At 66.1% G+C, this 26,998-nt stretch carries 26 protein-coding genes; 9 read left to right on the forward strand and 17 right to left on the reverse strand.

What is annotated here, in order from left to right; translation table 11 throughout:
- Positions 1–29 precede the first annotated feature (29 nt).
- From AC6CIE_RS04870 to AC6CIE_RS04900, 7 genes are all read right to left on the reverse strand, one after another.
- Positions 30–899, reverse strand: coding sequence for an alpha/beta fold hydrolase (locus AC6CIE_RS04870; RefSeq protein WP_218344060.1), 870 nt, complete (start codon positions 897–899; stop codon positions 30–32).
- The gene (locus AC6CIE_RS04875; protein ID WP_218344059.1) at positions 896–1,282 is read right to left on the reverse strand and encodes a hypothetical protein; all 387 of its coding nucleotides are present in this window, start codon (positions 1,280–1,282) and stop codon (positions 896–898) included. The genes AC6CIE_RS04870 and AC6CIE_RS04875 overlap by 4 nt, the downstream gene beginning before the upstream one ends.
- A gap of 13 nt (positions 1,283–1,295) precedes the next feature.
- Positions 1,296–2,129, reverse strand: coding sequence for an N-acyl homoserine lactonase family protein (locus AC6CIE_RS04880; protein WP_239212744.1), 834 nt, complete (start codon positions 2,127–2,129; stop codon positions 1,296–1,298).
- Complete coding sequence (locus AC6CIE_RS04885; RefSeq protein WP_218344058.1) at positions 2,108–3,319, reverse strand: ABC transporter substrate-binding protein; 1,212 nt, start codon at positions 3,317–3,319, stop codon at positions 2,108–2,110. Before AC6CIE_RS04885 ends, AC6CIE_RS04880 begins: the two co-directional genes overlap by 22 nt.
- Before the next feature lie 67 nt (positions 3,320–3,386).
- A complete protein-coding gene (locus AC6CIE_RS04890; RefSeq protein ID WP_218344057.1) occupies positions 3,387–4,817 on the reverse strand; it encodes an NAD-dependent succinate-semialdehyde dehydrogenase in 1,431 nt (476 codons plus the stop codon).
- Positions 4,818–5,795, reverse strand: coding sequence for a Bug family tripartite tricarboxylate transporter substrate binding protein (locus tag AC6CIE_RS04895; RefSeq protein WP_498091418.1), 978 nt, complete (start codon positions 5,793–5,795; stop codon positions 4,818–4,820). It abuts the gene before it with no gap.
- A 45-nt stretch (positions 5,796–5,840) separates the two neighbouring features.
- A complete protein-coding gene (locus tag AC6CIE_RS04900; RefSeq protein ID WP_218344055.1) occupies positions 5,841–6,734 on the reverse strand; it encodes an NAD(P)-dependent oxidoreductase in 894 nt (297 codons plus the stop codon).
- A 228-nt stretch (positions 6,735–6,962) separates the two neighbouring features.
- On the opposite strand from AC6CIE_RS04900, the gene AC6CIE_RS04905 reads away from it, so the two are divergent.
- Genes AC6CIE_RS04905 through AC6CIE_RS04915 form a run of 3 tightly spaced genes read left to right on the forward strand, consistent with a single transcriptional unit; the run spans position 6,963 to position 11,628 of the window.
- Positions 6,963–8,318 carry an MmgE/PrpD family protein gene (locus AC6CIE_RS04905; protein WP_498091419.1) on the forward strand — a complete coding sequence of 452 codons (1,356 nt, stop codon included), beginning with the start codon at positions 6,963–6,965 and terminating at the stop codon, positions 8,316–8,318.
- 35 nt (positions 8,319–8,353) lie between these two features.
- A complete protein-coding gene (locus AC6CIE_RS04910; protein WP_498091421.1) occupies positions 8,354–10,435 on the forward strand; it encodes an acetate--CoA ligase family protein in 2,082 nt (693 codons plus the stop codon).
- A 41-nt stretch (positions 10,436–10,476) separates the two neighbouring features.
- Positions 10,477–11,628, forward strand: a complete 1,152-nt coding sequence (locus AC6CIE_RS04915) for an acyl-CoA dehydrogenase family protein (RefSeq protein WP_498091423.1) — start codon at positions 10,477–10,479, stop codon at positions 11,626–11,628.
- Between the two features lie 43 nt (positions 11,629–11,671).
- Here AC6CIE_RS04915 and AC6CIE_RS04920 read toward each other — a convergent pair whose 3' ends face one another.
- The gene (locus AC6CIE_RS04920; RefSeq protein WP_191577415.1) at positions 11,672–12,589 is read right to left on the reverse strand and encodes a LysR family transcriptional regulator; all 918 of its coding nucleotides are present in this window, start codon (positions 12,587–12,589) and stop codon (positions 11,672–11,674) included.
- Between the two features lie 143 nt (positions 12,590–12,732).
- Here AC6CIE_RS04920 and AC6CIE_RS04925 point away from each other — a divergent pair, with 143 nt between their 5' ends.
- Positions 12,733–13,137 carry a RidA family protein gene (locus AC6CIE_RS04925; RefSeq protein ID WP_175121348.1) on the forward strand — a complete coding sequence of 135 codons (405 nt, stop codon included), beginning with the start codon at positions 12,733–12,735 and terminating at the stop codon, positions 13,135–13,137.
- 58 nt (positions 13,138–13,195) lie between these two features.
- On the opposite strand, the gene AC6CIE_RS04930 is transcribed toward AC6CIE_RS04925, so the two are convergent.
- A complete protein-coding gene (locus tag AC6CIE_RS04930) occupies positions 13,196–13,654 on the reverse strand; it encodes a MaoC family dehydratase (protein ID WP_452000588.1) in 459 nt (152 codons plus the stop codon).
- A 133-nt stretch (positions 13,655–13,787) separates the two neighbouring features.
- Between AC6CIE_RS04930 and proP the strand changes: the two genes are divergently transcribed.
- The 4 genes from proP (at position 13,788) to AC6CIE_RS04950 (ending at position 18,218) form a co-directional block, all read left to right on the forward strand.
- Positions 13,788–15,320 carry a glycine betaine/L-proline transporter ProP gene (gene proP, locus AC6CIE_RS04935; RefSeq protein WP_498091424.1) on the forward strand — a complete coding sequence of 511 codons (1,533 nt, stop codon included), beginning with the start codon at positions 13,788–13,790 and terminating at the stop codon, positions 15,318–15,320.
- 11 nt (positions 15,321–15,331) lie between these two features.
- Positions 15,332–16,210 carry a PhzF family phenazine biosynthesis protein gene (locus tag AC6CIE_RS04940; protein ID WP_175136365.1) on the forward strand — a complete coding sequence of 293 codons (879 nt, stop codon included), beginning with the start codon at positions 15,332–15,334 and terminating at the stop codon, positions 16,208–16,210.
- Between the two features lie 122 nt (positions 16,211–16,332).
- Positions 16,333–16,812 (forward strand): VOC family protein, encoded by a 480-nt coding sequence (locus AC6CIE_RS04945; RefSeq protein WP_056561644.1) that lies wholly within the window; start codon positions 16,333–16,335, stop codon positions 16,810–16,812.
- Between the two features lie 242 nt (positions 16,813–17,054).
- A complete protein-coding gene (locus AC6CIE_RS04950) occupies positions 17,055–18,218 on the forward strand; it encodes a GGDEF domain-containing protein (RefSeq protein WP_498091426.1) in 1,164 nt (387 codons plus the stop codon).
- 35 nt (positions 18,219–18,253) lie between these two features.
- Here AC6CIE_RS04950 and AC6CIE_RS04955 read toward each other — a convergent pair whose 3' ends face one another.
- The 8 genes from AC6CIE_RS04955 to AC6CIE_RS04990 form a co-directional block, all read right to left on the reverse strand.
- Positions 18,254–19,159: a hypothetical protein gene (locus tag AC6CIE_RS04955; protein ID WP_498091555.1), complete on the reverse strand. Its 906-nt coding sequence runs from the start codon at positions 19,157–19,159 to the stop codon at positions 18,254–18,256.
- A gap of 443 nt (positions 19,160–19,602) precedes the next feature.
- Complete coding sequence (locus AC6CIE_RS04960) at positions 19,603–20,517, reverse strand: SMP-30/gluconolactonase/LRE family protein (RefSeq protein ID WP_498091428.1); 915 nt, start codon at positions 20,515–20,517, stop codon at positions 19,603–19,605.
- 15 nt (positions 20,518–20,532) lie between these two features.
- Positions 20,533–21,540 carry a Bug family tripartite tricarboxylate transporter substrate binding protein gene (locus tag AC6CIE_RS04965; RefSeq protein ID WP_498091430.1) on the reverse strand — a complete coding sequence of 336 codons (1,008 nt, stop codon included), beginning with the start codon at positions 21,538–21,540 and terminating at the stop codon, positions 20,533–20,535.
- A 77-nt stretch (positions 21,541–21,617) separates the two neighbouring features.
- Positions 21,618–22,565, reverse strand: a complete 948-nt coding sequence (locus AC6CIE_RS04970; protein WP_498091431.1) for an NAD(P)-dependent oxidoreductase — start codon at positions 22,563–22,565, stop codon at positions 21,618–21,620.
- The gene (locus AC6CIE_RS04975; RefSeq protein WP_498091432.1) at positions 22,562–23,245 is read right to left on the reverse strand and encodes an RraA family protein; all 684 of its coding nucleotides are present in this window, start codon (positions 23,243–23,245) and stop codon (positions 22,562–22,564) included. The genes AC6CIE_RS04970 and AC6CIE_RS04975 overlap by 4 nt, the downstream gene beginning before the upstream one ends.
- Positions 23,246–23,285: 40 nt before the next feature.
- Entirely contained in the window at positions 23,286–24,281 is a 996-nt protein-coding gene (locus tag AC6CIE_RS04980; protein WP_498091433.1) for a Bug family tripartite tricarboxylate transporter substrate binding protein, read from the reverse strand.
- Positions 24,282–24,307: 26 nt separating this feature from the next.
- The gene (locus tag AC6CIE_RS04985; RefSeq protein WP_498091435.1) at positions 24,308–25,174 is read right to left on the reverse strand and encodes an amidohydrolase family protein; all 867 of its coding nucleotides are present in this window, start codon (positions 25,172–25,174) and stop codon (positions 24,308–24,310) included.
- A 6-nt stretch (positions 25,175–25,180) separates the two neighbouring features.
- Positions 25,181–26,149 (reverse strand): Bug family tripartite tricarboxylate transporter substrate binding protein, encoded by a 969-nt coding sequence (locus AC6CIE_RS04990; RefSeq protein WP_498091437.1) that lies wholly within the window; start codon positions 26,147–26,149, stop codon positions 25,181–25,183.
- Between the two features lie 94 nt (positions 26,150–26,243).
- On the opposite strand from AC6CIE_RS04990, the gene AC6CIE_RS04995 reads away from it, so the two are divergent.
- Complete coding sequence (locus AC6CIE_RS04995) at positions 26,244–26,975, forward strand: IclR family transcriptional regulator (protein WP_254594108.1); 732 nt, start codon at positions 26,244–26,246, stop codon at positions 26,973–26,975.
- Positions 26,976–26,998 lie beyond the last annotated feature (23 nt).

Here is a 26,998-nt window from a genome sequence, read left to right on the forward strand (position 1 = left end):
CCGGCGCGGGACCGTCAAGTGTCAACGGCTTACCTGCCGCGCCGCGCCTGCGCCGCTTGCGCCAGCACCGGCCGCAAGTAACTGAGGAAGCGGTCCGGATCCTCGCTCATGGGAAAGTGCCCCATGCCCTCCATGATCTGCCATTGCGATCCCGCAATGCGGCCTGCCAGGAATTCGGTGTCCTGCGGCGTGCAGGAATAGTCGTATTCGCCCGTCAGCAGCCACAAGGGGCAGCGCTGCGTGTCGATGCCGGCGACGCGATCGCGGATGTCGCCGTCCGCAGTGTAGAAATGCAGGTCTCCCTTGAACACGCCGGGCCCTCCCTGCATGTAATGCCACAGGGTTTCCCACCGATGCCTGTCGGGACTGGCCGGACCGACCAGTCCGGACACGATGCCCGCGCAGACTTCGCCGCCGTGCACGTCGGGCCGGTTCAGCCATTCAAGGTCATAGTAGGGGTCGACATGCGCGCCGGATTGCAGCCCGATGGCGCCACCAAAGCGGTCTGCATGCTCCAGTGCAAGATGCAATACGATGCGCCCGCCGATCGAGCAGCCCATCACCAGCGGCCGGTCGAGGTCAAGCGCGTCCGCCACGGCGATGATGGCGCGCGCGTAATCCTGAGATGTCAAGCGGTAGGTCTCCTCCTGCCAGCCTTCCGGTGGCGACGACTTGCCATGCCACGGCAGGTCAAAGGCGATGACCCGAAATGATTCCAGAATGGCCTGGTCGTTCATCACCGCGCGGTATTGGCGCGAGTCCGCGCCTGCCGTATGCAGGCATAGCAGGGGTGTGCCGCTGCCGGCCTCCTCGACATAGACGCGGTGCTGGCGCCCGCCCAACGGCAGTTGAAGATAGCGGCCGACGATCGGCTCGAAGACGGCGTGGCTGGTGGTCACAGGGAGGCTCCTTCGGCGCGCGGGCAGGCCAGCACGTCCTTGAAGTACAGCAGGTGGGACATCAAGGGATAAAGATCCCCCTCGACGCGCAGGCGGCGGAATTTCACGAGCGCCATCAGGTCGTGAAAGCCGGGCGGCGGCTTGGGGCTCCAGAACTGCGCCCAATCGGCGGCAGCGGCGCGCAGGGCGAACTGCCAGCGCGGCATGACAAAGGGGCCGCGGCACACGCCGGTGATGCGGCCCGCCTGCACGGTGATGAGATAGGCAGCCTCGCCGCATTCCAGCAGGAACACCGTGTCCAGATGGCGGCCGCGCCACACCAGCCGTTCCTGCCGGTTTACGGCGTCGGCCAGTTTGTGGAGGATGAAGTCGTCTTCTTGCATTGCAAGGTCCTTGTCACAAAGGCGGAACGTCCAGGCGGAAAATGCCGTCTCCGTCGTCGGCGCGCGGGTAGCGCTCGGCGACGGCCGGGTCGTGGCCGGGCACGATGTGCGCCTCGGAATCCGCCAGAGTCCGGATGCGTGCGTAGCCCTCGAGCATATCGCCAAGATGGAAGATCGCGGGAAATGGGTTGTTGTCCCGAAAATTGCGGTAATAGTGCAGGGCGTCCGAGGCCAGCACCACCCAGCCACGTGCCGTATGCACGCGCACGACCTGCAGGCCTTGTGTGTGGCCGCCGACGCGATAGACCTCCAGCCCGGGCGCCAGCCGCGCATCGCCATCGTGAAACTGCACACGGCCCGCATACACCTGCCGCACGACGGCCTGCACGTCGTCCACCGAGAAGAAATGCCGCATCGATTCAAAGCACATGTATCGGCCGGTGGCGTATTGCATTTCGGCGTCTTGCAGATGCACCCGGGCGTTTGGGTAGCCCTCGACGTCGCCCGCGTGGTCGTAATGCAGGTGGGTGAGGACGAGGTCGTTGATGTCCGCGGGCGTCAGCCCCAGACGCGCCAGCGCCGCCTCGGGATGCAGCGTGAAAGCGCGCTTGCGGGCCCGCGCCGAGCAGTTGCTGAAGCCCGTATCGACAAGCACGTTGCTCGCCGGGCCACGCAGCAACCAGCAATAGAAGTCCAGCGGCATCGGTCCGTCATGCACGTCCGCGCGCGAAAGGAAATTGTCGACCGCGCGCCGCGTCACGCTGGCGTAACGGATTGCGTAGACCTCGTAGACCGGTAGGCCTGCCATTTCAAGCCGCGTCTCGGTCATTGCTTGACCAGCTTGCATTGGCTTTCGGACAAGGGCATGAACGCTTGGTCGCCCGGCACCGTGCGCACGATCTTGTAGTAATCCCATGGCGCTTTGGAGTCCTTGGGGGACTTGACCTCCACCACGTACGTGTCGTGGATCAGCTTGCCGTCTTCGCGCAGGTGTGCGTTGCGTGCGAAGGCGTCATGGATGGGCATCGCGCGCAGCGTCTTCATAACGATGTCGACGTTGTCCGAGCCGGACTTCTCGACAGCGCGCAGGTAATTGAGCACCGCGGAATATTGGCCCGCCTGCAGCGCCGTGGGCATCTTGCCGGACGCTTTGTGGAAGCGCTGGGCGAATGCGCGGGTCTCGTCGTCCATGTCCCAGTAGAAGGTTTCCGCGAAGGTCATGCCCTGGCCGGCGTCCAGACCCACGCCATGTACGTCGGTAATGCTCATCAACATGGCTACCAGCTTCTGCTTGCCGGCCAGGCCGAACTCGCGCGCCTGCTTGATCTCGTTCTGCAGGTCGGCACCGGCGCTGGCGAATGCCACGGCGTCGGCCTTGCTGGATTGCGCCGAAAGCAGGAACGACGCGAAGTCGTTGCCGGGGAACGGGTAGCGCGCCGATCCCGCAACCGTGCCGCCGCCTTCCTTCACGAACCGCATGCCATCGCTTTCCAACGAGTGGCCGAAGGCATAGTCGGCGGTCACGAAGAACCACTTCTTCGCGCCGGCCTCGACCAGTGGCAGCGTGCCAACCTTGGCGAGCGCGTAGGTGTCGTAGACCCATTGGACGTTGTTGGGTGAGCAGTCCTCGCCCGTGATGCGGGTGGCGCCGGCGCCAGTCACCATCGTCATGCGGCCTTTCTCGCGCGCAATATTCATCACCGCCAGCGCGACGGCGCTATTGCCCAGCTCCGTCACGACATCGACCTTCTCGCGGTCCATCCATTCCCGCGCTCGGCTGGCGGCGACGTCGGTCTTGTTCAGATGATCGGCCGACAGCATTTCAACGGGCTTTCCCAGCACCTTGCCGCCGAACTCCTCGATGGCCAGACGCGTGGCGAGCACCGAGCCCGGTCCGACGTTGCCGGAATAAGCGCCCGACATGTCGGTCAGCACGCCGATGCGCACAATGCCGTCCGAAATGCCATCGGACGGCTGGGCGTGCGCCGCGCCGGCCAGGGCTGCAACGGCGATTGCGGCGGTGATGTTCTTGTGCATGGTTTTCTCCTTTGGTTGGGATGGCGGCGCGGTCTATCGCCACGCCGCTCGCGTAAGCGCAGGCGGACTACACCTGACTCACGTACTTGACCTGCATGAACTCCTGCAGGCCTTCCACGCCACCTTCCTTGCCCAGGCCGCTGTCCTTGAAGCCCCCGAAAGGCGTTTCGGGCAACGAGGCTTGGCAGTGGTTGATGCAGACGACGCCACTTTCGATGCGTTCGGAGGCGATGCGCGCGGTGGCGGCATCGCGGGTGAAGACGTAGGACGCCAATCCGAAGGGCAGGCGGTTGGCCTGTTCCAGCGCCTCGTCCATGCCGGTGAACGGCTGCACCAGCGCCATGGGGCCGAATGGCTCCGTGTTCGCGGCCAAGCATTCGGTGGTGACATCGCTCAGCACGGTCGGTTCCCAGAACCAGCCGGGTAGGTCCAGCCGTTGGCCCCCGGCCGCCAGCCGCGCCCCATGATCGAGGGCATCGGCCACCATCGTCTCCATCGCGGCGAGCCGCCGGGGATTGGCGAGCGGTCCCATCTGCACGCCGGCTTCCAGCCCGTTGCCCACGCGCCAGCCACGTGCACGTTCGGCCAGCCGCTCGACGAAGCGTTCGTACACGCTCTCATGCACCATCATGCGGGTGGGCGACGTGCAGATCTGGCCAGAGTTGCGCAGCTTGGCGGCCAGGATGGTGTCGGCTGCGTGCAGGGGATCGGCATCGCCGAACACCAGCACGGGGGCGTGGCCGCCCAGCTCCAGCGTTGCGCGCTTCAGGCTGGCGGCAGCCATCGTCGCCAGTTGCCGACCGATGGCGGTCGAGCCGGTGAAGGTCACCATGCGCGTGATCGGCGATTCGATCAGTTGCCGGGAGATTTCGCCCGGGTCACCGAACACCATGTTGAGTACGCCCGCAGGCAAGCCGGCATCGCTGAGCGCTCGGCCGATCTCCAGGGCGATCGCCGGCGTCTCTTCGGACGGTTTGATGACGATGGAGCATCCCGCCGCCAGCGCGCCGGCGATCTTGCGCGATGGGGTGATGGCCGGCGCGTTCCAACCCGAGAACGCCGCAACGGGGCCGATGGGTTCAGGGATAGCCATCTGCCGGATGCCCCCCGTGCGGCCCGGAATCAGCCGGCCGTAGGTGCGTCGGGCTTCCTCCGCTCCCCATTCGAACATCTCGGCGGCGGTCGCCACTTCCTTTTCGGATTCCGCCAGGGGCTTGCCCAGTTCGCGAGTGATCAGCCACGCCAGCCGGGGCGTACGCTCGCGCATGAAGGTGGCGGCGCGGCGCAGTATCGCGGCGCGCTCCATCGGCGCCGTGTCGCGCCAGCTGGGAAAGCTGCGGCGTGCGGCTTCCAAGGCCTCGTCGACATCTTCCGCCGAGGCCATCGGCAACTGGCCAAGCACTGCCTGCGTGGCGGGGTCGATCACTTCCAGGCCCGAGCGTTGGCCGGCGGCGACGGCGCGTCCGCCGATGAGCAGAGTCAGTTCGGGGTATTCCATCTAGTCCGCCTTTGCAATGTGGCTGGTCTGCATGACCTGCGCCCAACGTTCGGTTTGCGAGCCGATGTGCCGGGCGAAATCTTCCGAGGTGCCGGTCATCGGGAACTGGCCCAGCTTGAGCAGCGCGTCGCGCGCGTCGCTGGCGCTCATCACCTTGTTGATTGCGGCGTTCAGGCGTTGTGTGACTGCGGGTGGGACGCCAGCCGGCGCCAGGACGCCGTTCCAGGGTTCGGCCGTGAAGCCGGGGATACTCGCGGCCTGAGCCACCGTGGGCACGCCTGGCGCCACCGCTGACGGCTGCGACGCGGCGATTCCCAACGCGCGCAGTTTGCCGGCCTGAACCTGCGGCATGGCGGCGATGGCGCTCAGGAAGGCCATGTCCACGCGCCCCGCGACGAGATCGGCAATGGCGGCCGAATCGCCCTTGTAAGGAACGTGCGTTATGTCGACATCGGTGGCGCTCTTGAACCATTCGCCCGCAAGGTGGTTCACCGCGCCGCTGCCGGCAGACGCAAAGGTCAGCGCCCCGGGCTTGGCGCGCGCCCCGGCGATCAATGCCTGCACGCTGTCAAACGGCGAGTTTGCCGGCACCACCAGCAGGTACGGATAGCTGGCGACCAACGCGACAGGCTGAAAGTCCTTTAGGACCTGGTAGTCCACCTTCTGCTTGTAGACGGGTTCGATAGACAGTGTGCCGCTGCTGCCCAGCATCAGGGTGTAGCCGTCGGCCGGCGCGCGCTTGACCGCCTGGACGGCCACGACGCCGTTGGCGCCTGCGCGGTTCTCCACGACGACGGGTTGGCCCAGTTCGGCCTCCAGGTGGCGGGCCAGGTAGCGGCCAACGGCATCGGTTGGGCCGCCGGCGGTAAAGCCAATCACAAGCGTGATGGGCTTGGTCGGATAGTCCGCGGCGGTGGCATTGAAGCCGATCGCGGCGGCGAGCAGGGGCAGGGCCCATCTGCGTAGCAGGGGTGTCATGAAAACCTCGAGTATCAGGAGGCGGCGCGGAGCGCCGCGGGCGGGTTACGCGTAGCCGCGCTCAATCAGCTTGACCATCACCGGGTAATACTCCTTGACGAAGCCGGCGGCGCGTGTGCGCTCCAGAAGGTCGTGCGTCAGTTTGGCGGCGCGGGCGTCCACGTCGCCTTGATTCGCCAACTCGAGCGCCAGCAGAATGTCCTTGATGGCGTATTCAGTGGGAAACGTCTTTTCCGGAAAGGCTTGCGGCGCCAATGCCTTCTGGCCTGGGTTACGCAGCACGAAGCTATCGGCCGAGCCCTTGCTGAGCGCGTCAAGCAGCAGAGTGCCGTCCACGCCCGCGCTGCGGCCGATGGTGATGGCCTCGGCTAGCGCATGCACCGTCATGAAGACCACCATGTTGTTCATGATCTTGACGACCTGGCCATTGCCGATGCCGCCGCACAGGAGCACGTCGCTGCCCATGCAGGACAGGTAAGGCAGGACAGCGTCGTAGTCTTCCCGCGTGGCGCCAACGGTGATCATCAGCGTGCCAAGCCGGGCGGCCTCGCGCATGCGCGCCACCGGCGCGTCGATCAGCAGGATGCCGTGGCCGCGCAGCACTTCGGCCAAGCGGCGGGTCCGCGTGACGTCGCTGGTGCTCATGTCCACCACGATGCGCACGCGGCCTGCCGCCTCGACAAGGCCACCCGGTCCGGTGCACACCTGTTCCACCTGCACGATGCTGGGCAACGACAGGAAGACGATTTCGGCGCTTTGCGCCACTTCCACCACCGACGCGCAGGCATGTGCTCCCAGTGCGCCGATGCGCGCCACCGGATCGGCGCTGATATCGGTCACGTAAACCGGATGCCCGGATTTACGGACCAGATTGACGCACATGGGCTCTCCCATCACGCCCAGGCCGATGAAGCCCAGCGGGGTCTTGGTCTCGCTCATTACTTCCTCCTTGGTCATGCGTTGTTTTTCTCGTCTTGCCCTGCAGCTTACGGACGGCGCCGGCGCGGCGGTATGAAAAATTGGCAAAGCAACTTTCACGAATTCCGGCCCCTCCCAATCAAGAAAGCTCGTGTTCCTTTTTATCAACACTCGAGCGCGGGGCCCGCCTAGAGTGATCGGCAGAAGCGAACGGCGCGGCTGTTGCGCCGCAATAACCGCGGAGACCCCATGCTGCTACACAACATTGCCGCTTATGGCGCGACAGACGCCGTAGCCCGGCTGCCCGATGAAGTCATCCATTTCGCCAAGCGGGCATTCCTGGACTGGCTGTCGGCGCTGTATCCCGGCACGCGTACCGCGCCATGCCAGCAACTCCTTGGCGCGCACGGTGCGGAACTGGGGTCGGGCGCGTCCAGCCTGCCAGGTTGCGCGACCACCGCATTTGCCGCCACGGCGGCCTGGATCAATGGCAGCGTGTCGCATGCGGTCGAGTTCGATGACATCTTTCGTGATGCGGTCTATCACCCGGGCTGCCCGACCATTGCCGCGGCCTTGGCATTGGCCGAAGAGCACGACGCCAGCGGCCTGGCACTACTGCAGGCGATCGTCGTAGGCTACGAGATATCGACCCGGATCGGCGCGGCGGTGCAGCCGACGCATTACCGCTATTTCCATACGACAGGCACGGTCGGCTGTTTCGGCGGTGCGGCCGCCGCCGCAGCCCTGTGCGCGCCCGGGGATGCACACGTCATGCTGCACGCGCTTGCCACTGCCGGCACGCTGGCCAGCGGCCTGCAGCAGGCCTTCCGCTCCGACGCCATGAGCAAGGCGTTGCACGCGGGCCATGCAGCCGAAGTCGGCGTGCGTGCCGGCCAGGGCGCCGCGCATGGCATCACGGGCGTGTCTGACATCCTCGAGGGCGAGGTTGGATTTGGCGCCGCATTGGCAAGCGATCCGGACTGGTCCGTGGCAGTCTCCGGACTGGGCGAACGCTACAACATCCTGTCGATCACGCAGAAGAACCACGGCTGCTGCGGGCACACCTTTGCCGCAATCGACGCGGCGCTGGTGCTGCGCGAACGCGGACTGCGGCCGGACGACATCGCCACCGTGTGCGTTGAGGCATACCAGACCGCGCTGGACGTGACCGGCAACTTCCAGCCCGCGACCGCGTTCGAGGCGAAGTTCAGCCTGCCGTATGTCGTGGCCCACGCGCTGATGCACGGGTCGGTGCGCCTGGACGCATTTGGCGAGGAACGCCTGCGCGATGCGCGCGTGCGCGCGCTGATGCAGCGCGTGGACCTGCGCTCCGCGCCCGACCTGACGGCGGGCTTTCCAAAGATGCGCGCCGCGCGCCTGACCGCCACGACGCATGGCGGCGAGGTGCTGGAACACCACGCCCCGTATCGCAAGGGAGATCCCGAAGCGCCACTGTCGGACGCAGAACTGAACGACAAGTTCGCGGAACTGGCCGGCCCGGTGCTGGGCAACGCGCGCATGCAGACGCTTCGCGACGCCGTCTGGCGCCTGGACGCCATGCCGGTGCGTGCGCTGCGCCTGGCGGCGGACATGCCTCAGCCCTGAACGCTCACCTTTCCCATATGACAACAGCCAACTCCATGCCTTCTTCTTCCTTTGCGGACGCATTGCTGTCTCCCCGTTCGGTCGCCCTGGTGGGCGCCTCGGGCGACACACGCAAGAACACGGCGCGCCCGCTGCGGTTCATGCGCAAGCACGGCTACACCGGCGCCGTCTATCCCATCAACGCGGGCCGCGCCGAAATCCTGGGTGAACCTGCTTATCCGTCGCTCAGCGCGCTGCCCAGTCCAGTGGATCATGTCTTCATCATGATCCCCGGCGACGGCGTGGCCGCCTTGCTGCCCGAGTGCGCGCGGGCGGGCGCGCGGGTGGTCACGATCTACTCCGACGGTTTTGGTGAGGCCGGGCCCGAAGGCAGGGCGCGTCAGACCGAACTGGTGCGGCAGGCCCGAGAATTGGGGCTTCGACTGCTCGGTCCCAACAGTATTGGCCTGGCGGACCTGCACAGCGGCGGCATCCTTTCCGTGAACGCGGCCTTCGAGGCCGACACATTGCTGCCCGGCGGGATCAGCCTGGTGTCCCAAAGCGGCTCGATGATGGGATCGCTGCTGTCGCGTGCCGCCGCTCGCGGCTTCGGCTTCGCCAAGTCGGTATCGGTGGGCAATGAAAGCGACATTACCGTGGGTGAGGTGGTGGACGCGCTGGTGGACGATCCGCAGACCGAAGTTATCCTGCTCTTCCTGGAAACACTGCGCGCCGCGCCGACGCTGGCCCGCGCGCTGCTCCGGGCGCAGGCCGCGCGCAAACCGGTCGTGGCCTACAAGCTGGGACGGTCAGAACAGGGCGATGCCCTGGCGCAATCCCACACCGGCGCCATGGCGGGCAACGACGTGGCGGTAGACGCGTTCCTTAAGGCGCACGGCGCGCTGCGCGTTCAACACCTGGAAACCCTGTTTGAGATCGCGCCGCTGGCGGCGCGCTATGCACGGGGCGGGGGGAGCGGGCGGCCCGGAGAGCCGATGGCGCGGGTGGCGGTCATCACGACAACCGGAGGCGGCGCGGCTACGGTGGTTGATAACCTGGGTCTGCGGGGGCTGGCTGCCGTGGCGCCACCGGCGGATTTCGTGTGCAAGATCGCGCAAGGCGGTTTGAAGATCCGCGAGACACCGGTCATCGACTTGACTTTGGCGGCGAGCAGCGACCAGTACAAGATGTTGCTCGAGGAGCTGCTGCACGCGGACTGGTGCGACGCAGTGCTGAGCGTCGTCGGGTCGTCGGCGCAGTTCCATGCAGGGCTGGCGGTACAGCCCTTGCTTCAGGCCGTCAAGCCCGCCGGCAAGCCGCTCGCGGTATTTCTGGCGCCCGAGGCGCCGGCGTCGCTGGCGCTGCTGCAAGCGGCCGGAATCGCGGCGTTTCGCACGCCGGAATCCTGCGCTGACGCGCTGGCCGAGTTCTTCAGCCCGGAAGGCCGTCCGCCTTGTGGGCGCGAACCGCTGCCGTGGCCGGACGAACTGCCGCGCAGCGGCATGCTTAGCGAATTTGAAGCAGGATCGCTGTTCCGCGGGCTGGGGGTACCAGTTGCGCAAGGACAGTTGCTGGCGCCGGGACGGCTGGATCATGGTATCCCATACCCGCTTGCCGCCAAGGTTTGCTCCCGAGACCTCGCACACAAGACCGAGCTGGGTGCGGTCCGCATCAACATCCGTGACGCGCCGGGCCTGGAAGCCGCCGTGCACGAGATGTTGGACGCGGTCCGGCGGCACGCGCCGCACGCCGAGGTAGACGGCATCCTCGTGCAGCCCATGGAGGAGCGCCTGATCGAGCTGATCCTGGGCTATCGAAACGATCCGCTGGTGGGGCCGACCGTGCTGCTGGGCGCTGGCGGCATTGCAGCCGAACTGGCGCCAGATTTTGCGCTGCGGCTGGCGCCCGTGGACGTCGACGAGGCCCGCCGCATGATCTTGGAGGTGCGTCAGACGCGCCTCATCCGCGGCTTTCGCGGCCTGCCCGAAGGCGATTGCGAGGCGCTGGCCTGCGCAGTTGCCGCATTTTCGCGACTGGCGCAGTGCGCCGACGTGCGCGTTGAGGAAGCCGAGATCAATCCGTTGTTCGTCCGCGCCGATGGCGTGGTCGCCGTGGATGGCCTGGTCCGCCTTGGCTGACCGGACGTTCGCTTTCCAACATTTGTCTTAGGAACCATAAGATGGACTTCAAACTTACTCCCGAACAACAGGACTTCCAGTCGGCCGTGCGCCGCTTTGCTGAGCGCGAATTGCGGGCCGGCGCCGTGGAGCGCGCGCATTCCGACGACTACCCGTGGGAAATCGCCCGGTTGATGGCTGGGCAAGGCCTCCTGGGGATCACGGTCGCGCAGGAAGACGGCGGTATCGGCGGGTCGCTGATGGATGCGGTCATTGCCATCGAGACCGTGGCCTCGGTGTGTCCGCGCAGCGCGGACGTGGTGCAGGCGGGCAACTTTGGCGCGATCCGCGTCCTCGCCGAATACGGCAGTCCCTTGCAAAAGCAGAAGTACCTGACGGGTCTGCTGGCGGGAGAAGGGCTTATCTCCGTCGGCATGACCGAACCGGACGCAGGCTCCGCCGTGACGGAATTGAAGACCAGCGCGACGCGCGCTGACGGCGGATGGCGCATCAATGGCACGAAGATCTTCACGACGCACGGCCCGCATGCCAGCGTCATCCTGGCTTACGTGCGCTTCGGCCCGGGCACGGGCGGAATCGGCTCTGTCCTGGTCGGCACGCGCGACGAGGGGGTGAAGCTGGGCAAGCGGTCCGCGTTCATGTCTGGGGAGGAGTGGGTCGAGATCTTCTTTCACAACGTCTTTGTGCCGGACGACATGGTGGTCCTTGGGGAAGGTGGGTTCAAAAAGCAAATTGCCGGCTTCAATGTCGAGCGTATCGGCAACACCGCGCGGTCGCTTGCGCTGGGCCGTTATGCGTACGAAGAGGCGCGCAACTGGGCCATGCAGCGCAAGCAGTTCGGCCGGCTTCTCTGCGAATTCCAGGGTTTGCAGTGGAAGTTCGCGGACATGCGGATCAAGCTGGATGCGGCCCAGCTCCTGCTGTATCGCGCCGCAACCGGCGCGGACACCGGCTTTCCGTCCGCCACTGAGACGGCCATCGCCAAGGCCTACTGCAACCAGGTGGGGTTCGACGTGGCGAACGATGCCTTGCAGGTGTTGGGCGGGCTGGGCTACAGCCGCGAGTCGCTGGTGGAATACTGCGTACGCCGATGCCGGGGCTGGATGATAGCGGGGGGATCCATCGAAATCTTGAAGAACCGCATTGCCGAGGGAATCTTCGAGCGCAGCTTTCCGCAACGCCCGCCGTGCTGAACCGGAGGAATGTCCGAGGATAGAACCGCCGGAACTTTACTGGCTATTTCCCCGCCGCAGGCGAATACGCGCCCACCAGTTCGATGATCCAGTCGATAAAGGCGCGCAGTTTGGCGCTGACGTGGCGGTTGGGCGGGAACGCCACGTACATCGGCATCGGGTCCATCCGCCAGTCCTCGAACACCGGAACCAATTCGCCCTGCGCAAGATGCGGCGCGGACATGTAATCCGGCAGCCACATCACGCCCATGCCGGCCAGACCGGCCGCCAGGTAGGCATTGCCGTCGTCCACGGCCAGCACGTAACGGCCGTGCACGTTGACGACTTCGTTGCCGCGGCGCATGGCGTAGGGCAGCGCGCGGCCCGTGCGTTGCCACAGAAAGCCGACGATGCGATGGTGCGTGTCCTCAAGCTCGCGTGGGTGTGCAGGCTTGCCGGCCAGTTTCAGATAAGAGGGCGCGGCATAGACGCCCAATCGTAGGTCACCGACACGGCGGGCCATCAGGGATTGATCGGTCAGCTCCCCGCCGCGCACCACGCAGTCGACGTTTTCGCCGATCAGGTCGACGATGCGGTCGCTGACGCCCATGTCGAGCTGGATGTCGGGATAGCGCGCGTGAAAGGCCGGCAATGCCGGCACCAGCACCATGCGCGCCAGCGGGCTGGGCACGTCCACGCGCAGGCGGCCACGCGGCGCTTCGGCGGCGCTGGACAGGCTGGTCTCGGCGTCGTCCATGTCGGCCAGCAGCTTGATCACCCGCTCGTAGTACGCCGCGCCGTCGGCCGTGACGTTGACCTTGCGCGTGGTGCGGTTCAAGAGGCGCACGCGCAGCCGCGCTTCCAGCTGCTGCACAAGCTGCGTGACGCTGGTTTTGCTCATGTGCAGGGTTTCGGCCGCCTTGGTGAAGCTGCCGGTCTCCACCACGCGCGCAAACGCGGTCATTGCGTCAAATCGGTCCATGGCTGCTCCGCAGGGTGTTGGGGATTGTTTGGATTCTACAAATAGTGATGGATGAAGTTGGCCGTTTATCCGCGCGGCGGGCGCTTTTACAGTCTGCCTATGTCAACGCGGGCGGTCCGAAGCCCCTTCACTTGGAGAATCCCATGAACAACCGTGACGTCGTGTTTCCTCCTCATCGCCACGCGCTTTACGAGCGCAACCGTTATTCGCCGGCCGTGCGTTCCAACGGCTTTCTGTTCGTGTCCGGCCAGGTCGGCAGCCGCGACGACGGCTCGCCCGAGCCCGATCTGCGTCAGCAGGTGCGGCTGGCTTTCCAGAACCTGAACGCCATTCTGCACGCGGCGGGCGCGTCGTTCGACGACGTGGTCGACGTGACGGTCTTCATGGTGGATCCGCAGTCGCAGTTCGAGACCATGTGGGAAGTGGTGCCGGAGTTCTGGGGCGAGGCGCCGTTTCCGAACATCACGGCGGTGGGGGTGACCTGGCTTTATGGATTCCAGTTCGAGATCAAGGTCATCGCCAAACTGCCGGAGGGCGCGACGGCTTGAGCGTGCGGCCGGCCGGCGGCCGGACCGCTGGCCGGATAATGACCGGCCCATGGCGGAATCATGACCGCCTGAAGACGACGACCTTGCTGGTCAGCTTCTGCAGCGGTTCATCCCGCTGGTTCGACGTGACGGATTCCACGACCACGATGGCGCGATCGGGTTTGGAACGGGACGGCGTGATGCTCAGCACCGTGCTCGTCACCTTCACTACGTCGTCGGGGCGGGTGGGCTGCGGCCAGACGACGTCGGCCCCAGCGCCAATCACGCCGCGCGCCACGGGAAAACTTTCGACCAGCAGCTTCATGGTCAGCGCCGCCGTATGCCAGCCGCTGGCCGCCAGACCCTGGAATAGCGTGTCACGCGCGGCGTCCGGATCCAGATGAAAGGGCTGCGGGTCGAATTGCGTGGCAAAGGCAATGATTTGCGCCGCGTCCAGGGCGTGGCTCTTGCTGACGAAGACGTCTCCGACGGACAAGTCTTCAAGATAGATCAGCGGCGGCTTGCGGGTATCGGTCATGAACAGCTCCGGCGGTCGACAGGTGGGTGGGGCATTATGGGCGCGCGCCCGCCACTCCCGCAATGCCGCGGGCGATGACCGTTGCCAAAATCGGGTCCATAATCGGCATGTCCCGTTTTATGGATGTCGCACCATGGCAGAAACCCCCACGTCGTCGCAAGAAATCCGTCCGCTGGAGATCGGCGACATCACCGTCATCGACAACACCAAGCTCAAGAAGGCCGTGACCGCCGCGGCGCTTGGCAATGCGATGGAATGGTTTGACTTCGGCGTCTACGGCTTTGTTGCCTTCGCACTGGGCAAGGTGTTCTTTCCCGACGCCTCGCCCGCCGTGCAGACCATTGCCGCCCTGGGCACGTTTTCCGTGCCGTTCCTGGTCCGGCCGCTGGGCGGCGTCTTCTTCGGCATCATGGGCGATCGCTTCGGACGCCAGAAGGTGCTGTCGCTCACCATCATCATCATGGCCATCAGCACGTTCTGCATCGGCCTGATTCCCGCCTATGCCACGATCGGCATCTGGGCGCCGATTCTTCTCTTGGCGTGCAAGCTGGCGCAGGGCTTTTCCGTTGGGGGCGAATACACCGGCGCGGCCGTGTTCGTGGCCGAATATGCGCCAGACAGGCAGCGCGGCTTCCTGGGAAGCTGGCTGGACTTCGGCTCGATCGCCGGATTTGTCGTGGGGGCGGGCATGGTCGTGCTGCTGCAGACCATGCTGGGCGAGCAGACGTTCCTTGACTGGGGCTGGCGCATCCCGTTCTTCGTGGCCGGACCGCTGGGCCTGCTGGGCTTGTATCTGCGCCACGCGGCCGAGGAAACGCCGGCCTTCACGCAACAGCTTGAACGGATGGAAAAGGAAGACCGCGACGCCGTGCAGGAAAAGCCGACGGTGTCATTCCGCGAGATCTTCAGCAAGTACCGCCGTGCATTGCTGGTCAGCATCGGCATGGTGCTCGTGACCAATGTCACCTACTACATGCTGCTCACCTACATGCCCACGTATCTGTCGGGCAGCCTGGGCTATACCGAAGGGCATGGCGTGCTCATCATCGTCGTTGTGATGGTGGGCATGCTGTTCGTGCAGCCGGTGGTGGGGTTCATCAGCGACAAGATCGGGCGCAAGCCATTCCTGCTGGCCGGCAGCCTGGGCCTGCTGGTCACGGCGATCCCCTCGTTCTTTCTCATCGGCAGCGATAACACCGCGCTGATCTTTTTAGGACTGTTGCTGATCGCCGTGTTCCTGAACTGCCTGATCGGCATCATGGCGTCCACGCTGCCCGCGCTGTTTCCCACGCGCATCCGCTACAGCGCGCTGGCCAGTTCGTTTAACGTTGCCATCATCTTTGCCGGCCTGACCCCCACGGTTGCTGCATGGCTGGTGGAAGAGACCGAGAACCTGATGATGCCCGCGTACTACCTGATGGCGGCGTCGGTCATCGGGCTTATCACGTCGTTCTTCCTGCCCGAAACGGCCAACCGGCCGCTGCGCGGGGAAACGCCGACGGCGTCCAGCCGCAAGGAGGCCAAGGTGCTCCTGCAGCAGGCGTACGAACACATCGAGCAAAGCGTGCAGGACGTCGATGCCGAGATCGCGGCGCTCGAGGAAAAGCTCGACGCGCTGCGCTTGCGGCGCCAACGGTTGGCCGACAGGCATCCGGATATTGAATAGAGGAGCGGGACATGAGCGTGCCATTCAAGCAGGTGGATGTGTTCACCAACGAACCCTATCGCGGCAATCCCGTCGCGGTGGTGCTGCAAGGGCAGGGGCTGTCGGACGAGCAGATGCGGCGCATCGCCAACTGGACGAACCTGTCGGAGACCACCTTCGTGCTGCCGCCCACGCAGCCCGGCGCCGATTACCTGGTGCGCATCTTCACGCCCCAGGCCGAGCTGCCCTTTGCGGGGCATCCCACGCTGGGCACCGCCCATGCGCTGCTCGAGGCGGGCATCGTCGCGGCGCGTGACGGCAGGCTCGTGCAGGAATGTGCCGCCGGCCTGATCGAACTGTCGGTCACGGATGCGGCGGGTGGCAGCCCGCTTATCGCCTTCACGCTGCCGGAACCCAGCCTGGCCGAACTTGGGGCCGATCTCGTCGACGAAATGGAAGCCATCCTGGGCTCGGCGGTGCTGCACGATCCTGCGCCCAAGTTCGTCAACGTGGGCCCGGTATGGACGATTGCCCAACTGCCCAGCGCACAGGCGGTGCTGACGTTGGGACCGGACTTCGCACGCATGGCCGACTTCGACCGCCGCAACAATGCCGCGGGCATCGTCGTGTACGGCGCCTACGGCGAAGGCGCGGAAGCGGCCATCGAGGTCCGGGCCTTTGCGCCCAGCTTGGGCGCCAACGAAGACCCGGTGTGCGGCAGCGGCAACGGCTCGGTGGCGGCGTTCATCCGCGACGCCGGACAGGTGCCGCAGTTCGGCACGGAATACCTCAGCACGCAGGGCGCCGTGGTCGGGCGGTCGGGCAGGTTGCGCATCTCGTTCGATGCGGGCGGCGCCATTCGCGTGGGCGGGCAGTCCGTGACCTGCATCGACGGGCGCATCGCCGTTTGAGACGGGGACCGCATGACCGCGATGCGTGCCCGGTTTTCGGCAGGCGCGGCGTGGACTATGCTTGAACGTCGCGCATTGCAGCAAGGTTGAAGCGCATCACTTTCCTGCCAAGGAGGAGCACGATGGCCAGCAAAAACACCGTTTGCCTGTGGTACGACGGCGACGCCCTGGAAGCGGCGACCTTTTATGCAAAGACGTTCCCCGATAGCAAGGTGGGCACGGTCCACCGCGCACCCGGCGACTATCCCTCCGGCCAACAGGGCGACATCCTGATGGTGGACTTCACGGTGATGGGCATCCCCTGCGTCGGCCTCAATGGCGGCGACGCCTTCCAGCACAACGAATCGTTTTCTTTCCAGGTTGCGACCGACGATCAGGCAGAAACCGACCGTCTGTGGGACGCCATCGTCTCGAACGGCGGCCAGGAGAGCGACTGCGGCTGGTGCAAGGATAAATGGGGACTGTCCTGGCAGATCACGCCACGGGCGCTGCTGGCGGCGGTCACGGACCTGGATCAAGCGGCGGCCAAGCGCGCGTTCGAGGCCATGATGACGATGAAGAAGATCGACATCGCGACGATTGAAGCGGCACGGCGGGGGTGATTTCGCGGCCGGCCAACGTAGGCTGAGGCCCGTGCAAGTTCCAACGGTTGGAAGTCAGCCGGTGTGGGGGCCAGATCAAGAAATGATCTGTCCAGGGGACAAATTTTTGGGGTCGGATTACACACGCTCGGTCACTGCCGAGCGTGATGCAAAAGCGCACCCAGAAAAGGTGAAATGACACGTTTTCACCGTAAAATCCCGCAGCCGCCGCGCGTTTTCGGCGAAATCTCCTGACTTTCGAGATGTACGTCGATCTTCTCACTCTGTACCTGCTGGCAGTTGGAACACTGCTTGTCAGCGCCGGCCTCATGTTCTGGGAACAGCGGGCCAACCCCACTCGCAGCAAGGAATTACGCATCCTGGCTTCAGGTTTCGCCACGCTGGCGCTTGGCTGCGCGGCGGCGTTATATCGTCGCGACCTTCCCGGCGTCAGCGGTGCGGCGCTGAGCAATCTCGTTATCCTCGGCGGCTATCTGCTTGTGCTCAACGGCGTTGCCGCGCTGAGCGGTCGGCGCTATGTGCGCACGCCGCTCTGCGTGCTGATCGGCATGGGGCTGACCTGGGTGATCGGGGGCGTGCGCTGGCTCGACGTGATGTGGACGTACGTAAGCTCGGTCCCGATTGCGCTCGTCAGCGGATTGACGGCCTGGGAGGTGTACCGCTGCCAGGCGCTCAAGCCGCGCCGGTCGCGGCACATTGTGATGGCCGTTGCGGGCGTGCATACGGCGCTCTACGCCGGCCGCGCGTTCATCCTGCCCTGGTTCGACTCGCAACCCGTCCTGGCGCTGGCCGGCAAGCTCACCATCTACGAGGGCGTGCTGTATTCAGTGGTGCTGCCGATGACGCTCCTCAAGCTCATCCGCGACGAAACGCACCGCCAACTGCTGCTGGAGTCGCAGACCGACTACCTGACCCGCCTGGGCAACCGGCGCTGGTTCGTCGAGCAGGGCGCGCGCATGCTGAACGGCAAGGAAGGGCGCGGCGCGGTGTCGGTGCTGGCGTTCGACCTGGATCACTTCAAGTCCGTCAATGACCGCTATGGGCACGCGGCGGGCGACCAGGTGCTCAAGTCCTTTGCCGAAACCGCGCGGGAAGTGCTGGGTCACGACACCATTCTTGCGCGCATCGGCGGCGAGGAATTCGCCGCGCTGCTCTGGGGCGACGACGCAAAGGGCGCCCACACGCTGGGCAAGGCGATGGCCGAGCGCTTTGCCGTGACCGTCTCCAACCGGATCGACAACATCGGCATTGCTGCGACGGTCAGCATCGGGCTTGCGCGTTTCAACGGCGACGCGCCCACCATCATGGATGCGCTGGCCATCGCAGACCAGGCGCTTTACCGCGCCAAATCGCTGGGTGGCAACCGGCTGGAAGTGGCCGGGACCAGGGAGCAAGCCGCGGCCTGAACGGCCGCGTTGCTTCGGGACGGTGATGGTATCGGCTACTGCGCGACGTACTGCTTGCGCGTGGCGTCGTAGGCGTAGATGACGGCGTCGCCGGGGCCCAGCTTGCGGGTTTTGCCGGGACCCGAGATCGTGTTGCCCGAGAACTGCACCGTCACGCGCGGCAGGTCGGCGGTCGCGGTGGCGCTGAAGACCAGTTCACCTTCGCTGCGCGTACACGGCATGACGTCGCCGTCCGCACAGGCCGGCCCGTTGTCCTCGCCTGCGATCACGTTGCCCACGTAGGACCACACATTGCCCGTTTCGTCCTGACGCTTTTCCGGGGGCGTGAAGACAAGCAGCGCGTAGCCGCTGATCGTGATGCCGTTCTCGAAGGTTTCGGTGGGCACCGCCAGCAATAGCTTGCCCGATGCCGTGCGGTACTCCAGCGGCTTGCGCTGGGTGTCGACTTCCGGTGGCCTTTCGTAGGCGCCGAATTCGCCGATGGTCGGCTCCATGCCGCGGAATTTCCAGGGACTTTCCGGGGATGCGGGGTCGCGGATGAAGGTGGCTTCGGCCAGATTCACGGTCGTCATCGGACCGACGTCGTCCTCGCCCGGCTTGCCGTAGCGCTCGGCGGTTTCCCAGATGAAGCCGGTGTAGTAAGGCGTGCCTTCCAGTTCGAACGCATGGCCGAACCAGTAGGTGGCGATGCTGCCGTTGGCGACGTCGGCGGAAGGGGCGCCCTTGCTGTCCACCTGATGGATGGCGTACAGGACCGCGGCGGCGTCGGGCGGCGCAATCGGCGCAGCGGCGTTGGCGGCGGGGGCGGGCGCGTTGGCTGCAGCCGTGGCGGGGACAGGGGTCGCAGCAGCCGTTGCTGCGGCAGCCGCAGGAACGGCTGTTGATGCTGCGGCCGGTGCCGCCGCCTTTTCCTGCGCGGCATTGCCCGGCGTGGGGCTCATCGCCGCAAACGCGGCCGTGATCGCCGCCACCAGCAACGCGGCGGCCGCCGCGTTGCCCGTCCGCAAACCTTTTCCTTCTGACTTGCGCGTAGACGCCATGTCCTTCTTCTCTCTCTGTCGCGATGTGCAGCCATCGGCGGAAGCGGCCGGCGCGCGCCAGTGCCTGGGGCGCTTACCTGCGCCGCAATGCGGGCTGCACGGGAATTTCGGGTGCCAAATCGTTGGCGGCCTCGACCATAGAAGGGGGACACAAAGGGTGTCAAGGCAAGTGTGTGCGGGGCGGCGGCCGTGTAACGAAGCCATCGCCGCCCGATTTCCGGTGGCGTCTACGCCTGTGCCCAAAAACCCCCGCATTTTCCTGTAATGCGTGCCATTGGACCGGGTAACAGGGCGCTTAACGCCCTGTTACCTTGGCAATATTCGGGGTTACGGCCGAGATGGGATTAGCGCTGGAACAGCGTCGTTCCCGCATGCGGCGCCCGCGCAGTCAGGATCGTTCCGCTGACGGATTCCGTGCAGAACACCCTGCGCCTGTCTTCGCCGCCAAAGGCGAGGTTGGTGGTCGACATGCCTTTCGGACTGCGCCACACCGTCATGGGCTCTGCGCGGTGATTGAGCAACCACACATAACCCAAGCCCGGATTGCACACGAGCAGGTTGCCTTCGCTATCGACGGCCAGTCCATCCGGGCCGCTGGGACCATACGACGTGAAGAACTGGCTCACCTTGCTGACGCTGCCGTCTGCCATCAGCGGCACGCGCCAGACGCAATTGCCGCGTGTCACCGCCAGGTACAGCACCTTGCCGTCGGGCGACAGCGCGACGCCGTTGGGACTGGGCACGTTGTCCAGCAGGCAATCCAGCTGCCCGCCCGGGCGCAGACGGTACAGGCGACCCGAAGGATCATGCAGGCCGCTCTGGCCCTGGTCGGTGAAATAAAGATTGCCCTGCGCGTCGAAGATCAGATCGTTCACGCCCTTGAAGCGCTCGCTGTTGCGGCGGGCGAGATAGGGCGTGACCGTGCCGCTGGCGACGTCCAGCGCCATCAGGCCGTTCTTGTAGTCGGTGATCAGCAGCCGCCCGTCATCCAGGAACTTCATGCCGTTGGGCTCGCCGTCATACTCCGCCACCAAAGTCCATTCTCGGTCCGGGGCGATGCGAAAGATGCGGCCCCACGGGATGTCGGTCACGTAGAGATTGCCGCTGCGGTCGAACACGGGGCCTTCCAGGAACGAGTCGGCAATCGCGCCGCCGCGGTTGGCATCGGCCCAGTCGCTGCGTTCGGCGCGGCGAAAGCGGTCGGGCATGGGCGACCAGACCTCGAACGACTCGACCTGTGGCGCTTGCAGAAAAAACATGGTGTCTCCCTGTTCTTATTTCGCGTCGTAGCCGATGTTGCGTGCCACGTTGCCCCACATCACGCCGCTGTCGGCCAGGATGCGGCCGAATTCGGCGGCATCGGCCACGCGCGGGTCGGCGCCCATCTTGGTGGCGAACGTCTGCATTTCTTCCGACGCCATGGCGCGGGCGACCTCGCGTTGCAGCCGCTCGGTGACCGCCGGCGGCGTGCCCTTGGGCGCCCACAGGCCGGTCCAGTTGACCACGCCAAAATCCTTCACGCCAGCTTCCGTGAAGGTCGGCACATCGGGCAGCACCGCCAGCCGCTTGTCGCCGCTGATAGCCAAGAGGCGCAGCTGACCGCCTTGCACCGCGCCCATCACGCCCGTGGTGGAGGCGAACTGAAAGTCGATCACCTTGCCCAGCACCGCCTGCGTGGCCTCCGCCGCGCCCTTGAACGGCACGTGCATGAACTTGACCTTCGTCGCCAGCGCCAGGCCTTCGGCGGCAAAATGCGGCGTCGTGCCGGGACCTCCGGAGCCGTAGGTGATCATGTCGGGCTTGGCGCGGGCCTGCGCGATCAGGTCATCGAGCTTGCGGTAGGGGCTGTCGTTGGACACGGCCAGCGCCATCGGCGCAAACACGAAAGCCGAGACCGGCTGCAGATCCTTGGCCGGATCAAACGGCAACTGCTTGAAGATGTGCGGCAGCAGCGAATAGGTCGTGTCGTTGGCCACCAGCGTATAGCCGTCGGGCGCGGCGCGGGCCACCTGATTCACGCCGATGGTGCCCGTGGCGCCCGGCTTGTTCTCCACGATGAAACTCTGGCCGGTCTGCGTTGAAAGCATCTGCGCCATCTTGCGCGTCGCCACGTCGACCGCGCCGCCGGGGCCGTAGGGCACGACGACGCGCACCGGACGGCTGGGCCACGTGTCGGCGGCGTCCGCAGCTTGGGGGAGACCGCTGGCCAGCAGCGGCAGGGCGGTGGCAAGCGTCGTGACCGCGCGGCGCAGGCGAAAACGGGTTTGAACCTGGGTAATCATTGTCTTCCTCTCTTGTTTTGTATGGATTATTCCGCTTTCATGCCCAGGTTGTCCGTCGTTGCGGCCTGGGCGCATACTCAGGCAGCCGACCCGGCGCGGGCCAGCACGTCCAGCACGTTGCGCGCGGCGGCCACGCCCATGTTGACGTAGGCCGCGCTGGTCACGCCGCCGATGTGCGGGCTCAGGATGATGCGGGGCTCCGTCTGGAAAGGGTGGCCTGCCGACATGGGTTCGACCGCAAAGCTGTCCAGGCCCGCGGCCCGCACCTGGCCCGAACGCACGGCGGCCAACAGCGCGTCCTCGTCCACCAGACCGCCGCGCGCCGTGTTCACCACGATCACGCCAGGCTTGCACTGCGCCAGCGTTTCTGCGTTGACCATGCCGCGGTTCTCGTCGGTCAGCGGGCAGTGCAGCGACACCACGTCGGCCTCGCGCCAGATTGCATCGCGTTCCACGGTACGGATGTAGTCCGGCAAGTCCTTGGCGTACGGGTCGAAGCCGATCACCTGCATGTCCATCCCGTGCGCCATGGCCGCCATGCGCCGGCCGATGGCGCCCAGGCCGATCAGGCCGATGGTCTTGCCGCCCAGTTCCAGGCTCTTGTGCGTGGACTTGTCCCAGTGGCCGGCGCGCATGCGTTCGTCCAGGCCAACCACTGACTTGGCGCAGGCCAGCAGCAGCGCCAGCGCCTGCTCGGCGACGGCGGCGGCGTTAACGCCCACCGCGGCCACGACCTGGATGCCGCGTTCGGCGGCGGCGGTCTTGTCGATGGTGTCGGTGCCGCTGCCGTGTTTGGAGATGACGCGCAGCGCGGGGGCGGCGTCCATCGCCGCGGCGCCCACCTTGCTGTAGCGCACGATGATGGCGACCGGGTTGTGTTCGCGGCACAGCGCCACGATGTCGTCTTCAGTGGGCGTCTTGCCGGCGAAGATCAGTGAGAAGTCCTGCAGCAGCGCCAGCGCCTCCGGCGCCAGATCCGCCGCGGTCACGACCAGCGCGGGCTTGCCCGTGGCAGCGGTGTTCACAGCGACTCTCCTTCCTTCAGGACGCCCGCGGCGCGCAGCGCGGCGGTCAGCCACTTTGCTTCCGTGTCGCCCGCCTGGATCGCGGCGATGCGCGCGGCTTCGTCGCGCACCTTCTTTTCGGCGGCGGGCAGCAGGCCTTCGATCTTTTCGCGCTCCACCACCACCACGCCGTCTGCGTCGCCGATGATGAAGTCGCCCGGATTGACCGTCACGCCGCCCACGGATATCGGGTGCCCGATGCGGCCGGGCACGTTCTTGGTCGGGCCGTTGGGGTTGGTGCCGGCGGCAAACACCGGGTAGTCTATGTCGATGATCTCGACGGTGTCGCGCGCGGCGCCGTCCATCACCACGCCGGCGATGCCCAGCTTGCGGCAGGCGTTCATCATGATGGTGCCCATCAGTGCCGAACTGAGGTCGCCCTTGCCGTCGATGACCAGCACGTCACCGGGCTTGGCCAGCGAAATCGCGGCGTGGATCATGAGGTTGTCGCCGGGGCGCACCTCGACCGTCAATGCGGTGCCGGCGACTTTCATGCCGGGATGCAGCGGACGGATGCGTCCGTTCAGGGCGCCGCGCCGTCCGGCGACGTCGGCCAGGATGGCGGGTTGCAGTTCGGCGGCGCGTCGCACGATGTCGGCGTTGACGCGGGGGAAGTCCTTGATGATGTCCGGGGTGCTCATGCGTGTTCCTGTCAAAGGTAGAAGAGGGATGCGGGCGCGGTCAGGCGGGCTTGATGCCGGCGTCGCGGATGACCTTGCCCCATTTGTCGAAGTCCGCTTTGCGTGTCTGGTCCAGGGCCTGCGGCGTGCCGCCGGCCAGCGTGATGCCAAGCTGGTCGGCCAGCGCAACCAGCGCGGGGCTTTGCAGCGCGCGGCCGATGTCGGTGTTGAGCCGCGCGATCACCGGCGCCGGGGTTGCAGCCGGCGCGAAGACCGCCTGCCATTGCTCGACCACGAAATCGTCGAACCCGGCTTGCGCCATGGTGGGCACGTCGGCAAGCGCGGGCAGGCGCTGCGCGGACGTGACGGCCAGGGCGCGCAGCGCGCCGGTCTGCACGTGGGGCAACGCGGCGGCGGCCGGAATGAAGGCGAACTGCACCTGGCCGGCCAGCGTGTCTTGCAAGGCCGGGGTGTCGCCCTTGTAGGGCACGTGCAGAAAGCGGGCGCCGGTCTTTTGCTGCAGCAGTTCGCCCTGCATGTGCAGGATGGTCCCGGTGCCGCCCGATGCATAGGCCAGGCTTTCCGGCGCCTGCTTCGCCGCGTTGATCAGCTCGGCCACGGTCTTGAAGGACTGCGCCTTGCCCACGACCAGCAGATGGGGAATGGTGCCGATCATGATGACCGGCGCGAAGTCGGCGACGGGGTCATACGTGAGCTTGCCCATGACGTGCGGCGCGATCGCCTGCGGGCCGATCGACGTGCCCAGCAAGGTCAGGCCGTCCGCTTCGGCGCGTGCCACGCGGGCCGCGCCGATGGTGCCGGTGGCGCCCGGGCGGTTGTCGACGATGACGCGCGTTGAGAGCAAGGCATCGAGCTGCTGCGCGATGGCGCGGCCCAGCACGTCGGTGCTGCCGCCCGCCGGATACGGCACCACCCAGGTGATGGTCTTGCCGCCGGGCCATTCCTGCGCGGCGCGAACGCCGAAGGCGGCGGTGGCCGTCAGCGCCGCGGTGGCGGCGAGGAAGCTGCGGCGGGTAAGGGTGTGAGGGTCTTGCATGGGTTGTCTCCGATGATGCTTTTTGTTCATGCCGGAAAGCCGTACAGGGCCGCCGGGTTGTGGACGAGGACCTGGCCCAGTTGGTCGCGGCCGGTCCATTCGGCCAGGCGTTCGAACTGGCGCGCGTCGTCGGGCATGGGTTGCATGCCGGCCGACGCCGACGCATGCGGCCAGTCGCTGCCCCAGACGACACGCTCGGGATTGGCGTCTAGATAACTGCGGGCCAGCGCATCCAGCGCCGGGTCTTCAATGGAATGCCGCGGGCTGACGATGTAGCCGCCGGACAGCTTGATCCACGCGCGGCCGCGCTCGAGCAGCCGCAGCACCAGGGCGTGGGCCGGATGCACGCCGGCGTCTTGCGGCGCAAGCCGCGCCATGTGGTCGAACACGATGGGCGCGGGCAGGTCTTGCAGCGCGGGCGCCAGCTCGGCTAGCTGCTCGCGCGCCATCAGCAGTTGCAGGTGCCAGCCCAACGGTGCGACGCGCTGCGCCAGCGGCACGATCTGATTCGCAGAACTGGTCACGCCCAAGGACAGATTGAGACGGATGCCGCGAACGCCTGCGTCGTGCATGGCTTGAAGCTGCGCATCGGTCTCGCTGCCATCGATCACCGCCACGCCGCGCGCCTGCCCACCCAACTGCGCCAGCGCGTCCAGCATGGGACGGTTGTCCGCGCCGTAGGTGGAAGGCGTGACCAGCACGGCCCGCTGCGTTCCCAACCGGGCCTGGATCTCGCGGTACTGCGACATCGTGGCGTCCGGCGGCGACAGCTTTGCGCCGGGCGCGGCGGGGTAGCGCGCGTCATAGGCGTGGATGTGGCAGTCGCACGCGCCGGCCGGCGCGGCAATGGCGGGGCGCGACGTGCCGCTGGAATACGGGTAGCGGGCTTGCATGGCGGATCACTCGACCTTCGCGCCCGAGTCCTTGACGATCTTGCCCCAGCGGATGCGGTCGTCGTGGATCAGCTTGGCGAACGCGTTCGGAGAACTGGTCAGCACTCGCGCGCCTTGCTCCTGGTACTTCAAGCTCAGGTCCTTGGCCTGCAGCGCCTTGTTGAACTCGGCGTTCAGGCGCTGCACGATGTCGGCCGGCGTGCCGGCGGGCGCGGCCAGTCCGAACCAGGTCACCGCCTCGAAGCCGGGAAAGCCGCGCTCGGCGACGGTGGGCACGTCGGGCATGTCAGGCACGCGTTGCGACGACGTCACCGCCAGCGCCCGCATCTTGCCGTTGCGCACGTGGCCGATCAGTGTGGGCACCGACGACAGGTACATGTCGATCTGCCCGCCGATCAGGTCATTGGAGGCCTGCGCCGCGCCCTTGTACGGAATGTGGGTGAGCTTGATGCCGGCGGCGTTCTGCAACTGCACGGCCGCCAGATGCGCGACGGTTCCGTTGCCCGAGCTTGCGAAGTTCAACGCGCCGGGTTTGGCTTTGGCGGCGGCAATCATGTCCTCGAACGACTTGAGCGGCGAGGTGGCCGGCACGACGATCACCAGCGGGGCGTCCGCGACCAGACCGATGGCGGAGAGATCCTTTTCGGGGTCGTAGGGCAGCTTGGCGTAGAGGGTCGGGTTGATCGCCAGATTGCTGGTCTGGCCCAGCACCAGCGTGTAACCGTCCGGCGCCGCCTTGGCGACCGTGTCGACCCCGATGTTGCCGCCCGAGCCCGGCCGGTTCTCCGTGACGATGTTCCAACCGGTGTTGGCGCCGACCTTGATCGCCGCCTCCCGGGCCAGCACGTCGGTGCCGCCGCCTGGCGGGAAGGGGACGATCAGGCGGATGGGCTTGTTGGGATAGTCCTGAGCGGCGCTCAGGCTTGTCATGCACACCAGGGCCAGGCCCGACAGCACGCGCGCGATCTGCTTCATCGTTGTCTCCGAATAGTTGTTTTGGTGAAAGCATTGTGAATCCGTGTTCCACTCAATACAATGCAGTTTCGTATAGCGGAACATGTTGCGTACCATGAACGATGAGCTGAACCCCGATCCGGACGAAACCCCGGCCGAAGAAGGCGTGGTGGCGGTGCGCCGCGCAATGAGCATCCTTGCCGCGTTCGGCGTGGACGACACGCACCTGTCGCTGGCGGAACTCAGCCGGCGGACCGGCTGCCATCGCTCAACCGTGTTGCGTCTGGCGCGCACCCTGGCCATGGACGACTACCTGGCGCAACGCGAGGACGGCACATGGCGTCTGGCGCGCGCGGCCGGTTGGCTGGGCGCCTGCTACCAGGCCACGTTCAACATTGCGGAAGTGGTGCAGCCGGTGCTGCGTGAGCTGTCGGCTGCTACGGGTGAAAGCGCCACGTTCTATGTGCGCGAAGGCAAGCAGCGCATCTGCATGGCGCGGGTTGAAGGCCCCAAGTCCATCCGGCATCACGTGCGGGTGGGGGCGGCGCTGCCGCTTGAGCTGGGCAGTCCGGGGCGTGTGCTGCTGGCGTTTGCCGGCGAACCGGGCGAACCCTATGAATCCGTGCGCCGCGCGGGCTACATGATTTCGCTCGGCGAGCGCGATGCGGAGGTCTCCAGCATTTCGGCGCCGGTCTACGGCATCAACTGGACACTGCAGGGCGCAATCTGCATCTCGGGGCCGATCTCGCGCCTGACCGAAAGCGTGCTGCTTGATCTCAAGGAGCCCGTGCTTGCGGCGGCGAGCCGGCTGTCGCGGTCGCTGATGGGATTGCGGCGGACGGCGTAGTTCGTGCGAGGGCTTTCTGCGCC

The organism is Achromobacter sp. GQ309 (genome assembly GCF_059759315.1).

Coding starts and splice junctions, on each gene's coding strand:
- AC6CIE_RS04875 (WP_218344059.1), bottom strand. CDS start 1,282: ATGCAAGAAGACGACTTCATCCTCCACAAACTGGCCGACGCCGTAAAC.
- AC6CIE_RS04880 (WP_239212744.1), bottom strand. CDS start 2,129: ATGCAAGCTGGTCAAGCAATGACCGAGACGCGGCTTGAAATGGCAGGC.
- AC6CIE_RS04885 (WP_218344058.1), bottom strand. CDS start 3,319: ATGCACAAGAACATCACCGCCGCAATCGCCGTTGCAGCCCTGGCCGGC.
- AC6CIE_RS04890 (WP_218344057.1), bottom strand. CDS start 4,817: ATGGAATACCCCGAACTGACTCTGCTCATCGGCGGACGCGCCGTCGCC.
- AC6CIE_RS04895 (WP_498091418.1), bottom strand. CDS start 5,795: ATGACACCCCTGCTACGCAGATGGGCCCTGCCCCTGCTCGCCGCCGCG.
- AC6CIE_RS04900 (WP_218344055.1), bottom strand. CDS start 6,734: ATGAGCGAGACCAAGACCCCGCTGGGCTTCATCGGCCTGGGCGTGATG.
- AC6CIE_RS04905 (WP_498091419.1), top strand. CDS start 6,963: ATGCTGCTACACAACATTGCCGCTTATGGCGCGACAGACGCCGTAGCC.
- AC6CIE_RS04910 (WP_498091421.1), top strand. CDS start 8,354: ATGCCTTCTTCTTCCTTTGCGGACGCATTGCTGTCTCCCCGTTCGGTC.
- AC6CIE_RS04915 (WP_498091423.1), top strand. CDS start 10,477: ATGGACTTCAAACTTACTCCCGAACAACAGGACTTCCAGTCGGCCGTG.
- AC6CIE_RS04920 (WP_191577415.1), bottom strand. CDS start 12,589: ATGGACCGATTTGACGCAATGACCGCGTTTGCGCGCGTGGTGGAGACC.
- AC6CIE_RS04925 (WP_175121348.1), top strand. CDS start 12,733: ATGAACAACCGTGACGTCGTGTTTCCTCCTCATCGCCACGCGCTTTAC.
- AC6CIE_RS04930 (WP_452000588.1), bottom strand. CDS start 13,654: ATGACCGATACCCGCAAGCCGCCGCTGATCTATCTTGAAGACTTGTCC.
- proP (WP_498091424.1), top strand. CDS start 13,788: ATGGCAGAAACCCCCACGTCGTCGCAAGAAATCCGTCCGCTGGAGATC.
- AC6CIE_RS04940 (WP_175136365.1), top strand. CDS start 15,332: ATGAGCGTGCCATTCAAGCAGGTGGATGTGTTCACCAACGAACCCTAT.
- AC6CIE_RS04945 (WP_056561644.1), top strand. CDS start 16,333: ATGGCCAGCAAAAACACCGTTTGCCTGTGGTACGACGGCGACGCCCTG.
- AC6CIE_RS04950 (WP_498091426.1), top strand. CDS start 17,055: ATGTACGTCGATCTTCTCACTCTGTACCTGCTGGCAGTTGGAACACTG.
- AC6CIE_RS04955 (WP_498091555.1), bottom strand. CDS start 19,159: ATGAGCCCCACGCCGGGCAATGCCGCGCAGGAAAAGGCGGCGGCACCG.
- AC6CIE_RS04960 (WP_498091428.1), bottom strand. CDS start 20,517: ATGTTTTTTCTGCAAGCGCCACAGGTCGAGTCGTTCGAGGTCTGGTCG.
- AC6CIE_RS04965 (WP_498091430.1), bottom strand. CDS start 21,540: ATGATTACCCAGGTTCAAACCCGTTTTCGCCTGCGCCGCGCGGTCACG.
- AC6CIE_RS04975 (WP_498091432.1), bottom strand. CDS start 23,245: ATGAGCACCCCGGACATCATCAAGGACTTCCCCCGCGTCAACGCCGAC.
- AC6CIE_RS04980 (WP_498091433.1), bottom strand. CDS start 24,281: ATGCAAGACCCTCACACCCTTACCCGCCGCAGCTTCCTCGCCGCCACC.
- AC6CIE_RS04985 (WP_498091435.1), bottom strand. CDS start 25,174: ATGCAAGCCCGCTACCCGTATTCCAGCGGCACGTCGCGCCCCGCCATT.
- AC6CIE_RS04990 (WP_498091437.1), bottom strand. CDS start 26,149: ATGAAGCAGATCGCGCGCGTGCTGTCGGGCCTGGCCCTGGTGTGCATG.
- AC6CIE_RS04995 (WP_254594108.1), top strand. CDS start 26,244: ATGAACGATGAGCTGAACCCCGATCCGGACGAAACCCCGGCCGAAGAA.